This window comes from Nocardia bhagyanarayanae (genome assembly GCF_006716565.1).
Lineage (GTDB): Bacteria > Actinomycetota > Actinomycetes > Mycobacteriales > Mycobacteriaceae > Nocardia > Nocardia bhagyanarayanae.
The window spans coordinates 76,300-89,230 of sequence record NZ_VFPG01000001.1; the positions used below are offsets into that span (position 1 = coordinate 76,300).

The following is a 12,931-nucleotide window of genomic DNA, read 5'->3' on the forward strand; positions in this document are numbered from 1 at the left end:
AGCGAGCGGTGCGATGAACGAGACGACCATCGACCACGAAGTGATCATCGTCGGAGCCGGGTTCTCCGGCATCGGCGCGGCGATCAAGTTGCGCGAGGCCGGATTCGAGGACTTCCTCATCGTCGACGACGCGGACGGAGTCGGCGGCACCTGGCACTGGAATACCTATCCCGGTGTCGCCGTGGACATCCCGTCGTTCAGCTATCAGTTCTCGTTCGATCAGCGGGCGGACTGGACCCGGGTCTACGCGCCGGGTCGCGAGCTCAAGGCCTACGCCGAATCGTGCGTCGACAAGTACGGATTGCGCCCGCGCATTCGCTTCGGCACCACGATCACCGACGCGGAATTCGACGAAGAGCGGCACCTCTGGCGGCTGCGCGCCGACTTCGGCGAAGAATTGCGGGCACGCTACGTGATCAGCGCGACCGGTGTGCTGACCCGGCCGAAGATGCCGGAGATCCCGGGCGTCGGCGACTTCCGCGGCGTCACGATGCACACCTCGCGCTGGGACCACGGGCAGGACCTGCGCGGCAAGCGGGTCGCGATCATCGGCACGGGCGCGTCCGCGGTGCAGGTCATCCCGGAGATCGCACCCGAGGTGTCGCACCTCGTCGTCTTCCAGCGCACGCCGATCTGGTGCCTGCCGCGGCCGGACCTGCCGCTGCCCGCGCCGCTGCGGCTGGCCCTGCGGCTGCCCGGCGGACGGTCGCTGACCAGGATGATCAGCCAGACCTATGTCGAGCTGACCTTCCCCATCGCCGCGCACTACTACCGTTCGCTGCCGACCGCGGCGATGGCCGAGCGCGCCGGGCTCGCCCACCTGCGCCGCCAGGTCCACGACCCGGTGATCCGCGAAAAGCTCACGCCGCGTTACGCGCTCGGGTGCAAGCGCCCCAGCTTCTCCAACGACTATCTGGCCGCGTTCAATCGCGACAACGTGCTGCTGGAGACCGATCCGATCCGGGAGATCACCGCGACCGGCGTGCGAACCGACGCGACCGAGCATCGGGCCGACGTGCTGATCCTGGCCACCGGGTTCAAGGTGATGGAGTCGGGCAACATGCCGACCTACGATCTGCGCGGCGTCGGCGGCCGGGACCTGGAGAAGTGGTGGGACGAGCACCGGCTCCAGGCCTACGAGGGCGTCAGCGTCCCCGGCTTCCCGAACTTCTTCTCGGTGATCGGGCCGTACGGCTACAACGGTTCGTCGTATTTCGCGCTGATCGAGAACCAGGTCCGCCACATCCTGCGCTGCCTGCGGCACGCCCGCGCGACCGGCTCGACCCTGGTCGAGGTCACCGAGGAAGCCAACGATCGCTTCTTCCGGGAGATGCTGTCCCGGCGCGGCGGGCAGGTGTTCTGGCAGGAGTCGTGTTCGGTGGCCAACAGCTACTACTTCGACAAGCACGGTGATGTGCCGCTGCGGCCGTCCACCACGGTGGAGGCGGCTTGGCGCAGCGGGCACTTCGATCTGAACGACTACCGGTTCACCTCAGCGTCTTGGTCGGCGCAGCCGGACGCAGTCCGCCGGTAGCCCGCGAACGGCCGGAGCGAAGGCGGAGGTACGCACAACGCGCATGGCCGGAGCGAACGCGGAGGTACGCCTCAACGGTGGTCGGTGGTCGCGGCGGCGATCTGCCTGGTCAAGGTGTCGCGGGCGGTGACGAGCGAGGGGCCGTACCAGGTGAGACCGCGACCCTCGACCAGCGCTACCGGTATGCCCGGAAACGCTTCGGGCCCATCGGTTTCGGTGAAGACGTACGGCTCGTCGGGCAGGATCGCGAGTTCGACGCCGCGGGTGAGTTCGTCCTCCGCGACGCGCGGGTAGCGCTCCGGGCGGTCCGCGTGGACGAGTCGCAGCCCGAGGCGGCGCGCCAGGTCACCGGTGAAGGTGTCGCGTCCGACGACCATCCAGGGCTTGCGCCAGATCGGGATCACCGCCGCCCGAACGGGGCCCGAAGTCGGTGTGGACCATACCTTTTCGGCTTCGGCCAACCACGACGGCGCGGAGACTCCGAGCGCCTCGACGAAAAGCCTGGTGAGCGAGGGGAAGGCATCGTCCAAGGTTTCGATCTTGGTGACCCACACCGGGATACCGGCCTCGCGTAGGCGCTCCACGTCCCTGCGGCGATTCTCCTCCTGGTTGCACAGCACCAGATCGGGAGCGAGCTCGACGATCCGGCGGATGTTCGGGTTCTTGGTACCGCGTACCCGTTCGACGGAGAGGTCGGCCGGGTGGGTGCACCACTGCGTCGCCGCGACGAGCAGTTCCGGGCAGGTGACCGCGAGCGACTCGGTGATCGACGGCACCAGGGACACGACCCGCCGGACCGGGCGAACGATCGGGACCTCGCCGCCCAGGTCGTCGGTCGACGAGATGCGCTGAGGCGGAACGGCGTTCACGACAAAATCCGGTCGCACAGGACGCGCAGCCGCTCGGGCGGCACCTCGGGCAGCGTGTTGCCCGCGCCGAGCACCAGCAGGTAGAGGATCTGCGCGGTCTGCTCGGCGGCGGGCTTCGGATAGCCGATCTCGCCGAGCAGTTCGCGCAGGAACGCCAGCCGCGCCGCGTCGACGCGCTGCTTGGCCGCGGCCGCGATCGGATCGTCCAGCGCCCAGGCCCGGACGGCGACCTCCAGGCGAGCGGGCGCGCCGTCGGCGAGCACCAGGTCGATCAGCAGATCCAGCTTGGCGCGCGGGTCCAGATCCTCCGCGGACTGCACCTCGCGGATGTAGCGCAGCGTCTGCACCTCCTCGAAGTGCGCGAGCAGCGCCTTCTTGTATCCGGACATGCCCGCGAAGTGGTGATAGAAGGACCCGGTGCTGAGCCCGGTCGACGCGACCAGCTTGTCGATGGTCAGCGCCGTCGGTCCGGCCGCGCCGAGGATCGACAGCCCGGATGCCAGCCATGAGGTCTTGCCCGCCACATCGCCCACTCTATAACATAAATTTTGTTCTGTTTTGGGAATGTCAACCCTCGGAGGTCGCGATGACCGCGATGACGTCCACCGCTCAGCCCAGCGCCACCACTCCCCGATGGCCTGTGCTGACCCACTACGCGGGCGGCGTGTTCCTCGGCCTGATCGGCGTCGGCCATCTGCTCGCGCTGCACATCTTCAACGGCGCCGATGTCGCTGGCGAGGAAGTGATCAACGAGCTGTCCAGGAACACGACGACCGCGCTGTTCGAGGGCGGGCGGGAAGTGACGGTATTCGGGCTGAACACCGGCTACAGCGTGGCCCTTGGCCTGTTCGGCATGCTCTTTCCGCTGCTCGCGGCCACGGCGGTGCGGGCGGCGCCGGGGCTGCTCACCCGTTGGTCGCTGTTCGGTGCGATCTGCGCGGCCGTGGCGGGCGGCACCTTCTGGATCTCCTGCTTGTACTTCCCCGAGACCGTTGTCGCGTTTGCCGGGCTTTCCGCGCTCTGCTACGCGGCCGTGCTGGTGGGCGGGCCGCGCAAGTCGGTGAACTAGCACCGCCCCAGCGAACGGGGCACAGCCCTCGCGGGTCAGCACGCCTGCGTGCATCGGCTCCGGCAGATGTCCGTCGTTCATGCAGGTCGGAGGCCTTCACCGAGTCGAGGTGCAGCGCGGACCCCAGGCGGCGCAGGTTCGGCACATGGGCAGTGGGCGGACAGCGATCGGGCGTTACCTCGCCGACCCCGCGAGAGCAGACTTGGAAGTGGCACCCGGTACCGAGAGACCGGCGCCCAGCGCACCGGACGGGATCCGCCCGACGAAGTCCGGAGACGCGGGGGTCGGCCCTCGATGCCGGGTGCTGACTCTTGTCGGCGCGAACGATCGCGGCAGCATTCGGCGCCCGCAACCGTGACCGTCATTCACCCGGCCTGCGTGCCCGGTGAACCGACCGAAGGTGACCTTCATCGCGGTGGGCCGACTGACGGTGACCTTTGGCCGGATTGTGTGTCCAACCTTTGTGGACGGGGCACTGGCCTCCGCGGCAGTGCGATCTCAGCCCCGCAGCAGCGCGTACAACGCGCCGAGTTCGCGCAGCCCGGCGGCGGCGCTCGCCTCGTCCTCCGCGCTCATCCGCAGCGCCTTGCGCAGCAGAACCGGGTCGAGATCGTCCATCGCGGAACGGAATTCGACCTTCGGCAGGTCGGGAAGCCGCACCTCGTCGCCGTACAGATCCGCAGTCGCGACCGGTCGCGGATCGCGCTCGATACCGCGAATCAGGGTGTCGAGGTCGAGTCCGCGCAGCGTGAGGATCTCGCGGGGCCGCTCGTCGAGGCGTTCGGCGAGCAGGTAGCAGACGGCCGCGACGTGTTTGCACGGCCAGCCGGGGTCCGGACAGGTGCAGTCGAAGTCCAGCTCGGCCGCCGTCGTCGGCAGCAGCAGCGGGCCGAGCCCGGTGGGCAGCGCGCCCGACACGATCTCGGCCAGCATGCCCGGTGAGCTGCGGATCGTCTCGATCAGCAGCTCGAGTTCGTCCTCGCGCAGCGCGCGGACGCGGAACACCGCGGTGAACGGGCGCGGCTGGCTGCCCTGCACCTCCGCGACCACCGCGCCCGGCTCGATCCGGTAACTCACCACCTGCCCCGAGCGCGCGTAACTGCGCCCGCGGGCCAGCCTGCCGGGCTGGGCCATCGCCTCGACCGCGTCGATCAGCGCCCGGCCCCACCAGGTGCGCCCGAATCCGCCGCGCCTGCTCCGCGCGGTCACCCCGCCCTCGACCGGCAGCCGCTTGCCGTACTTGCTGTAGTCCTCGAACGGCGTCATTCGCCCACCGCCTCGGCGCCCAGGGTGAACAGGTCGCGCAGTTCGTCGGTGCTCAGCTCGGTGATCCAGTTCTCCCCCGCGCCGACGGCCAGGTCGGCGAGCCTGCGTTTGCCGTTGATCATCTCGTCGATCCGCTCCTCGATGGTGTCGACGCAGACGAGCTTGCGCACCTGTACCGCGCGTCGCTGGCCGATGCGGAAGGCGCGGTCGGTCGCCTGGTTCTCCACCGCCGGGTTCCACCAACGGTCCAGGTGCACCACGTGATTGGCGGCCGTCAGGTTCAATCCGGTGCCACCGGCCTTGAGCGACAACAACATCAGCGGCGGACCGTCCTCGGCCTGGAAGCCGGTCACCATGGCGTCGCGGCGACGTTTGGGCACGCCGCCGTGCAGGAACGGGATCGGGGCGCCGAAGCGCTCGGCGAGGTACGGCGCGACGAGCTCACCGAACTCGCGGAACTGGGTGAACAGCAACGCCTTCTCGCCGTCGGCGAGCACCGCGTCCACCACGTCCTCCACCAAGGCCAGCTTGCCGGAACGGTGCTTGCCGCGGGCCAGGACGCCGGAGCCGTCGCCGAGGAAGTGCGCGGGGTGGTTGCACACCTGCTTGAGGCGGGTCAGCGCGCCGAGCACAGCGCCCTTGCGCGCCATGCCTTTCGCGTTCTTTATCTTGTCCATCATGTCGTCGACCACCGCCTGGTACAGCGCGGCCTGTTCGACGGTCAGGTTGGCGCGCACCGTCATCTCCAGCTTCTCCGGCAGGTCGCTGATGACGGACGGATCGGTCTTCACCCGGCGCAGCACGAACGGCTGGGTGACGAAGCGCAGCCGCGAGATCGCGTTCTGATCGTTCTCCCGCTCGATCGGCACCGCGAACCGCGCGCGGAAGGTCTGCGGGCTGCCGAGGAGTTTCGGCATCGCGAAATCCAGCAGGGAACGCAGTTCCTCGAGCCGGTTCTCGACGGGAGTTCCGGTAAGGGCCAAGCGATGTCGCGCCTTCAGCGAGCGGGCAGCGCGGGCCTGGCGCGTCGCGGCGTTCTTGATGTGCTGTGCCTCGTCGAGCACGACGCGCTCCCAGTCCTGTCTGCCAAGCGCCTCGACATCCCTGGCGAGCAGCGAGTAGGTGGTGAGCACCAGGTCCGCTTCGGCGATCGCCGCGTCCAGGTCCGCGCCGTCCCGTCTGTCCGCGCCGTGGTGGACCAGTACGCGCAGGTCGGGTGCGAACCGCTCGGCCTCGCGCTGCCAGTTACCGACCACCGACATCGGGCACACCAGCAGCGTGGGACCCGGACCACCGGACTGTTCCCGCTCGTGCACGAGCAGGGCGAGCACCTGGATCGTCTTGCCGAGGCCCATGTCGTCGGCGAGAATCGCGCCGCAACCCATTCGGCTCATGGTGACCAGCCAGGACAGCCCGCGCAGCTGGTAGGGACGCAGCTGCGCCTTGAGACCGCTCGGTGCGGGCACCGGCTCCGCGTCGTGCTGCCGATCGAACAGGTCGGCCGCCCATCCGGTGGCGGTGACCTCGGTGATCGGCACCTGCTCGACGCGCCCGCTCGCCAGTTCGCCGATCATGTCGGCGAAGGTGATCGGCGAATCGTCGCTGTGCGCGGCGACATAGCGGGCCGCGGCGGCGAGCGCCTTGTGATCGGCCTGCACCCACTCGCCGCGCAACTGGACGAGATCGGATTTGGCGCGCACGAGGCGCTCCATCTCGGCCCTGGTCAGCACGGTGTCGCCGAGCGCCAATTCCCAACGGTAACGGACCAATCCGCGCATACCGACGGTGCTCTCCGCCGCCGGGACCCCGCTCTCCACGCGCAAGCGCATGGACGGCGCGGAGATGCTCCACGCGCGCGGCAGCAGCAACCGGACGCCCGCCGCCTGCAACGCGTGCGCGCCGTGCGCGACGAGATCGGCGACCACCTCGGTGGGCAGCAGCAGATCCATGGTGCGCGGATCGGTCGGCAGATCGCGCAGGCGTGGGTACGCGCGCTGCGCCTCCCCCAGCTTGTCGATCGCGGTGCGCACCAGGCTCGGGTCGCCGTGCAGCGGGATCGGCGACGGCGCCTCCCCCTCGGTGCGCAGGCAGACCTCGAGCCGCCACAGCGCTACCGACTCGTCGGCGACGCCCAGTTCGCCGTCCGGCTCCAGCAGGCGAAGCACAAGTTCCGGCTCGTCCACGGTGAGACTGGCCCGCCAGCGCTCCAGCACCTCGGCGAGCTGATGACTGCCGCTGTCGAGCGGGCTGTCGCCGACCAGTGCGGCGAGCAGCGGGTGCGACGGCGGCGGACCGCCCAGCAGCCGCCTGGCGATCGGGTCGGTCAGTTCGCCGACGAGGTCTTCCAGCACGGCGGCGGGGCGTCCGGCCGCATGCAGTGCGGCCGGTGCGGCCACCGTGAGCTCGGCCAGCCAGGCGCGCTGGGCCGCGCCGCCGACCAGCCGCCAGCGCACCCACCATTGGCCGTCGTCCCTGCGCAGTTCCGGGACGACCCGCCCGGCCCTGACCCAGCGTTCGACACCGTGCGCGACATGGGCGAGAAAGCGCAGATCACCCGCGACGGCCGAAGCGGGCAGCGGCTGGCGCAACGCCGCGGCGGCGGCCTCGGGCGCTAGCGCGTGCGCGCGCACCGTAGCGAGCTCGGCCGCACCGCCCGCGGGCACGAGCACCTCGGCCCGGTGCCGGAACCGTGACGCGCGCAGGACGGCGCCCAGCGGGTCGGGCAGCGCGTCCGGCACCCCGTCGTCGGTCCACAGCAGCAGACCGGCGCCAGGCGACCACAGTCCGTGCAGCATCCGCCCATCCAATCAGGTGGGTCCGACACTTCGCCGTGCGGTGCGCGCGGTGTTCCGTCGGCGCCGGTCGTGCATGCGAAATTCGCGGTTCAGGGGCACTATGGACGGTACCGAGAGCACGCCGCCACCAGCGGAGACAGCCCAGGCCGAGTGGTATCGGGCAGTCGTCGACGCGTCCCCGAGCTGCACCGGGGATGTGCTGCTACCGTTGGCGCCGCTTTCGGCACATACTGAGATATTCGCTGGTCACGACTGATAACCACAGCTGGGCGTCAACGAGCGGAGGGCAGCAGCATGACGATTCTGCTCCAGGTACTCGAGCAGAGCTTCACGCCTACTACGCATTGGGAACGGCGCAAGTACACCTTCGTCAACACCGCCAAGATCGTCGGGATGCGTCTCGACGGCGAGTGCGGCGTGTGGCTGGACCTGTCACGTCCGGGGGAATCGCAGCACCTCGCGAACACCCCGGACCCACGTGAGGCGATCACGTTCCTGCTCACCACCTTCGCCAAGATCGCCGAGTGCGAGGAGCGCGGCGGCTCGTGGTTGATCGGGCACGACGGCGCGCACACCGAGTCCATCGCGGCGACCCGTTATCCGCCGCGGGCCAGCCAGGTCGCCGACGACGACCTGCTCGCGCGCGCCTGGTTGTGAGCAACGCCGGCAACTGATCGGCGTCCCGCCGAAACCTTCGAATGTCGGTGCCCGCGAGTACAAATGGCACCGTGCGTGCGGACATCCTTGGTCGTTTGCTCGCGCCGCTCCTCGCGGCGCTGCTGCTGGCCGGCTGCGTCGGGTGGTCCGCCGGACCGGTCGACCCCGCGCCGGGTAGCCCCAGCCGGGCCCAACTCGAACAGTTGCTCGCCGAGGTGCGGGTCGTCGCCGAGCGGCCGCGGCCCGGCGGCTACGAGCGCGACTGCGGGAACGGCCAGGGCTGCGTCTTCGGGCCGTCCTGGACGGACGACTACGACGGGCCCGGCGGGCACGACGGCTGCGACACCCGCAACAACGTGCTCGCCGCCCAGCTCACCGACGTGCGCTTCCGTCCGGGCACCCGCGACTGCGTCGTCGTGTCGGGCACGCTCGACGACCCGTACACCGGTGAACGGAGCACGTTCCGCAAGGCCGACGCCCGCGCCGTGCAGATCGACCACGTCTACCCGCTCGCGGCCGCCTGGGACATGGGCGCGTTCGCTTGGCCGCCGCAGCAGCGCGTCCGGTTCGCCAACGACGTCGAGACGAATCTCCTGGTCACCTCGGCGGGCGTCAACCAGGCCAAAGGCGACAGCACGCCCGCGGAATGGCTGCCGCCGTCGCGCGCGAACCACTGTTTCTACGCGGGCCGCTACCTCACCGTCGCGGTGCGCTACGACCTGCCGCTGACCGCCGCCGACAACGCCACGCTGCACGACGTCGCCCGGACGTGTCCTTGACCCGCGACGGCGAGCGCCGAATCCCGGTGGTCGCCGGGGACCTACTGTGCTCCCGTGGCGACCGGTCGCTTCGGATCGTTCGACCACTGCGACCAGGAGCCCGGGTACAGCGCGGCCTCGACGCCCGCGACCGCGAGCGCGGCGACCTGGTGGGCGGCGGTGACGCCGGAACCGCAGTACACCGCGACCGGGCCGGAGCCGAAACCGGCGAAGCGCTCTCGCAATTCGGCCGCGGCGCGGAAACGTCCGTCCGCGTCGAGGTTCTCGGCGGTCGGCGCGCTCACCGCGCCGGGGATGTGCCCGGCTTTGGGGTCGACCGGCTCGACCTCGCCGCGATACCGCTCGCCCGCGCGAGCGTCGAGCAGCACGCCCTTCCACTTGGCGACGGCGTCGGCGTCGACCACCGGCAGCTGGCCGGGCCGCAGTTCGACGTCGCCCGGTTCCGGATCGGGTTCGGCGCCCGCGGCGAGCTCGCCGCCCGCGTTCGTCCAGGCGGGCAGGCCGCCGTCGAGAATGCGCACGTCGGCGATGCCCGCCCAGCGCAGCAGCCACCAGGCGCGCGCCGCGGCCATGCCGCCGGTCGCGTCGTAGACGACCACCGCATCGCCGGTGCGGATGCCCCAGCTACGCGCGCACTTCTCCAGCTGCGCGATATCGGGAAGCGGATGCCGTCCGCGGGCGGGTGAGGGCGGTGCGGCCAGCTCGGTCTCCATATCGACGAAGACGGCGCCGGGGATGTGCCCCTCCAGATAGTGCTGCGGCCCGTCCGGGTCGCCGAGCGCCCATCGCACATCGAGCAAGCGAACCCGCTTGTCCGCCAGGGCTTTGCGAAGTTCCCCCGCAGAGATCAGTACCGCGCTCAACCCAGCTCCTCGTCCAGTTTCTCTCGCGCGCCGACCGTCTCACCATAATCGACATCGCCGGACGAAGTCCGTGGTTGGCCGCGGCGAAGTCGGTCCAGTTTCCCGGCACTGGCCGGTGACACTCCGGCTGACCAGCGGCATCATCCGAACAATGCCCACGACGATTTCCAGGCCCGCCGGGCTCGCACAGCCACTCGGGGCGGGCGCGGTGACCGCGCTCGTCGGGTTCACCAGTTCGTTCGCGGTGGTGCTGAGCGGGTTGACGGCGGTCGGCGCCACCGCGGCCCAAGCCGCGTCCGGACTTCTCGCGCTGTGCGTCACCCAGGGCATCGGGATCATCCTGCTCAGCTACCGCTACCGGATGCCGATCACGCTGGCCTGGTCGACGCCCGGCGCCGCGCTGCTCGCGGGCGCCGGCACGATCGCGGGCGGCTGGCAGGCCGCGCTCGGGGCGTTCGCGCTCACCGGAGTGCTGATCGTGATCACCGGGTTGTGGCAGCGGCTGGGAAATCTGGTCGCCGCGATTCCGGTCGAGATCGCGCAGGCCATGCTGGCGGGCGTGCTGTTGCCGATGTGCCTCGCGCCGGTCGAGGCGGTGGCGACCAGCCCGGCGGTGGTGGTTCCGGTGATCGCGGTGTGGCTGGCGCTCCAGCGTTTCGCCAAGCGCTGGGCGGTGATCGCCGCGTTCGTCGTCGCCGCCGTCGGCGCCGGGGTGAGCATCGTGGTCGAGCATCGCGAACTCGATCTCGCCGCCATGGCGCCGACAGTGGAACTCGCCCTGCCGCAGTGGAATTGGCAAGCCATGATCGGCATCGCCATTCCGCTCTACATCGTCACCATGGCCTCGCAGAACATTCCGGGCACCGCGGTGATGCGCTCGTTCGACTACCAGGTGCCGTGGCGCGCGGCGATGGCCGTCACCGGTATCGGCACCATACTGGGCGCACCCGCGGGCGGTCACGCCATCAATCTGGCCGCGATCAGCGCCGCCCTGTCCGCCGCGCCCGCCGCGCACCCGGACCCGAAGCGCCGGTGGATCGCGGCCTGTACCGCGGGAGTCGCCTACCTGCTACTGGCGCTCGGCTCGGCGGCGCTGGTCACCCTGGTGGCCGCCGCGCCGGAGGGGACGCTGGAAACGGTGGCCGGACTCGCGCTGCTGGCGACGCTCGCGGCGGCGCTGGCGGGTGCCCTGCGCTCCGAACAGCACCGCGAGGCGGGGGTGATCACCTTCGTGATCGCCGCGTCCGGCGTGGGATTTCTCGGCATCGGGGCCGCGTTCTGGGCGCTGCTCGCGGGGTTGGTCGTGCGTCGGGTGCTGGACACGCGAGCCGCGCCGGAGGCGACCTCCAGCCGAACACCGCGGGCTTCGTCAGCCCCAGAGCCGCAGGCGGAGTCGGACTCTCGGCCACGGGTGGCGGCCGACTTCGGACCGCAGCCGACATCCAGCTCCACGCCGCAGCCGACATCCAGTACCACACCGCAGCCGACACCCAGCACCACGGCGCACGTGACATACAGATGAGCACAGCAGACGGTGTCCAGCACTACCCCCGCAGGCGGCGTCTGCCTCCCCGCTCGCGTCGGCCTCTGTGCACGCGGCACCCGTCTGTGCGCCGCAAGCGACGGCCCGGCGGAGCGCCGCACGGGGACAGCCACCGCCGGGCACAGGTCACACCAGGCACCGCGCCGCAGGCGTCATCCAGCACCGCGCCCGGTAACTAAATCCGGCTGAGCAGGGTGAGCGGGTCTTCCAGGAGTCCAGCGGTGGTCGCGAGGAAGCGCGCGGCCAGTTCGCCGTCGATCATGCGGTGGTCGAAGCTGACGCCGAGCGTGGTCACCCAGCGGACGGCGAGCTCGTCGCGGAAGACCCAGGGCCGCTTGCGAATCGAACCGAGGCACAGGATCGCGGCCTCGCCGGGATTGACCAGCGGCACCCCGGTGTCGACGCCGAAGACGCCGACGTTCGTGATGGTGAAGGTGCCGCCGCGCAGGTCGGCCGGGGTCGCCGAGCCGGAGCGCGCGGTCTCGGCCAGCCAGCCGATCTCGCGGCACAGATCGCGCAGGCTCAGCGATTGCGCCTCTTTGAGATTGGGCACGAGCAGGCCGCGATCAGTGGCCACCGCGATGCCCAGATTCACGTAGTGCTTGGTGACGATCTGCTGATTCGCCTCGTCCCAATAGGCGTTGACGCCCGGGAATTCCGCGATGGCGGCCAGCGTCGCCTTGGCGACCAGCGCCAGCGGCGTGAGCGTCAGTCCCGCGAAGGATTTGGTGGTGCGCAGGTGGTCGAGCAGTTCCATCGACGCGGTGCAGTCGATCGTGACGAAGGCGCTGGCCTGCGGAATCGTCCGCGCGCTCGCCACCATGGCCGCCGCGGTCCGCTTGCGGATACCGGTGATCGGCGCCCGCTCCTCGCGCACCGCGGGACGGATCACGCCGGCGTTCGGCTCGGTGACCGTCTGCGCGGGGCGGTTCGCGGTCGCTATGTCGGTTGTGGGCGTGGCGGTTCGGGGCTGCGAGACGGGCACGGCGCCGCGGACGTCGTCGACCGTCACCGCTCCGTTCGGTCCGGAGCCGGCGACGAACCACAGGTCGATGCCGAGTTCCTTGGCCAGTTTGCGCGCGGCGGGCGTGGCCGCGGCGCGTCCCTCCGGTGCGGGCCTGCGCCGCCGCGACTCGACTTCGCCTTCCGGTCCGTAACCGACGAGCACCGACGTGCGGCCGTTGCCGTCGGCGGTGTCCGGTGGCGGAACGGCCGCGCCCGCGTCGGCTCCGGTGGACGACGGGACCGGCGCTCCGGTCGTGGCGGACTCCCGAGCGGTGGAAGGCGACGACTCGACCCGCACCCGGATCAGCGGCGCGCCCACCGCGACCGTCTCCCCCGGCTCGGCGAGCAACTCCTCGACCCGTCCCGCGAACGGCGAGGGCAGCGCCACCACGGCCTTGGCGGTCTCGACCTCCGCGATCGTCTGATTCAACTCGACGCTGTCGCCGACGGCCACCGACCAGGTCACCACTTCGGCCTCGGCGAGTCCCTCCCCGAGATCCGGGAGCCGGAATTCCAGAACGTGGCCGTCGTCTTCCACGGTGCGCCTCTCG

The 12,931-nt window shown here is 70.5% G+C and carries 11 protein-coding genes; 5 read left to right on the plus strand and 6 right to left on the minus strand.

Going from position 1 to position 12,931, the window contains the following annotated elements; all coding sequences use genetic code 11:
* The first annotated feature begins 13 nt into the window (after nt 1–13).
* Nucleotides 14–1,534, plus strand: coding sequence for a flavin-containing monooxygenase (locus tag FB390_RS00325; protein ID WP_141807147.1), 1,521 nt, complete (start codon nt 14–16; stop codon nt 1,532–1,534).
* A gap of 71 nt (nt 1,535–1,605) precedes the next feature.
* On the opposite strand, the gene FB390_RS00330 is transcribed toward FB390_RS00325, so the two are convergent.
* Both FB390_RS00330 and FB390_RS00335 read right to left on the minus strand, forming a co-directional pair.
* Nucleotides 1,606–2,403 (minus strand): helical backbone metal receptor, encoded by a 798-nt coding sequence (locus tag FB390_RS00330; protein WP_246123786.1) that lies wholly within the window; start codon nt 2,401–2,403, stop codon nt 1,606–1,608.
* Nucleotides 2,400–2,927 (minus strand): TetR/AcrR family transcriptional regulator, encoded by a 528-nt coding sequence (locus FB390_RS00335; protein ID WP_185756896.1) that lies wholly within the window; start codon nt 2,925–2,927, stop codon nt 2,400–2,402. Before FB390_RS00335 ends, FB390_RS00330 begins: the two co-directional genes overlap by 4 nt.
* A 62-nt stretch (nt 2,928–2,989) precedes the next feature.
* On the opposite strand from FB390_RS00335, the gene FB390_RS00340 reads away from it, so the two are divergent.
* Complete coding sequence (locus FB390_RS00340; RefSeq protein WP_141807149.1) at nt 2,990–3,472, plus strand: LIC_13387 family protein; 483 nt, start codon at nt 2,990–2,992, stop codon at nt 3,470–3,472.
* A gap of 498 nt (nt 3,473–3,970) precedes the next feature.
* On the opposite strand, the gene FB390_RS00345 is transcribed toward FB390_RS00340, so the two are convergent.
* Nucleotides 3,971–4,738, minus strand: coding sequence for an SWIM zinc finger family protein (locus FB390_RS00345; protein WP_141807150.1), 768 nt, complete (start codon nt 4,736–4,738; stop codon nt 3,971–3,973).
* The gene (locus tag FB390_RS00350) at nt 4,735–7,533 is read right to left on the minus strand and encodes a DEAD/DEAH box helicase (protein ID WP_141807151.1); all 2,799 of its coding nucleotides are present in this window, start codon (nt 7,531–7,533) and stop codon (nt 4,735–4,737) included. Before FB390_RS00350 ends, FB390_RS00345 begins: the two co-directional genes overlap by 4 nt.
* A 294-nt stretch (nt 7,534–7,827) precedes the next feature.
* Between FB390_RS00350 and FB390_RS00355 the strand changes: the two genes are divergently transcribed.
* Nucleotides 7,828–8,190, plus strand: coding sequence for a hypothetical protein (locus tag FB390_RS00355; RefSeq protein WP_141807152.1), 363 nt, complete (start codon nt 7,828–7,830; stop codon nt 8,188–8,190).
* Nucleotides 8,191–8,261: 71 nt separating this feature from the next.
* A complete protein-coding gene (locus tag FB390_RS00360) occupies nt 8,262–8,969 on the plus strand; it encodes an HNH endonuclease family protein (RefSeq protein WP_246123787.1) in 708 nt (235 codons plus the stop codon).
* Between the two features lie 41 nt (nt 8,970–9,010).
* Here FB390_RS00360 and FB390_RS00365 read toward each other — a convergent pair whose 3' ends face one another.
* Nucleotides 9,011–9,820 (minus strand): sulfurtransferase, encoded by an 810-nt coding sequence (locus FB390_RS00365; protein WP_221639378.1) that lies wholly within the window; start codon nt 9,818–9,820, stop codon nt 9,011–9,013.
* A 163-nt stretch (nt 9,821–9,983) separates the two neighbouring features.
* On the opposite strand from FB390_RS00365, the gene FB390_RS00370 reads away from it, so the two are divergent.
* A complete protein-coding gene (locus tag FB390_RS00370) occupies nt 9,984–11,354 on the plus strand; it encodes a benzoate/H(+) symporter BenE family transporter (RefSeq protein ID WP_246123788.1) in 1,371 nt (456 codons plus the stop codon).
* Between the two features lie 196 nt (nt 11,355–11,550).
* Here FB390_RS00370 and FB390_RS00375 read toward each other — a convergent pair whose 3' ends face one another.
* Nucleotides 11,551–12,918, minus strand: a complete 1,368-nt coding sequence (locus FB390_RS00375) for a dihydrolipoamide acetyltransferase family protein (RefSeq protein ID WP_141807155.1) — start codon at nt 12,916–12,918, stop codon at nt 11,551–11,553.
* Nucleotides 12,919–12,931 lie beyond the last annotated feature (13 nt).

What these genes read in the sequence shown, in the direction of transcription:
- FB390_RS00340 (WP_141807149.1), top strand. Translation starts at nt 2,990, where the DNA reads ATGACCGCGATGACGTCCACCGCTCAGCCCAGCGCCACCACTCCCCGA.
- FB390_RS00370 (WP_246123788.1), top strand. Translation starts at nt 9,984, where the DNA reads ATGCCCACGACGATTTCCAGGCCCGCCGGGCTCGCACAGCCACTCGGG.
- FB390_RS00355 (WP_141807152.1), top strand. Translation starts at nt 7,828, where the DNA reads ATGACGATTCTGCTCCAGGTACTCGAGCAGAGCTTCACGCCTACTACG.
- FB390_RS00345 (WP_141807150.1), bottom strand. Translation starts at nt 4,738, where the DNA reads ATGACGCCGTTCGAGGACTACAGCAAGTACGGCAAGCGGCTGCCGGTC.
- FB390_RS00350 (WP_141807151.1), bottom strand. Translation starts at nt 7,533, where the DNA reads ATGCTGCACGGACTGTGGTCGCCTGGCGCCGGTCTGCTGCTGTGGACC.
- FB390_RS00325 (WP_141807147.1), top strand. Translation starts at nt 14, where the DNA reads ATGAACGAGACGACCATCGACCACGAAGTGATCATCGTCGGAGCCGGG.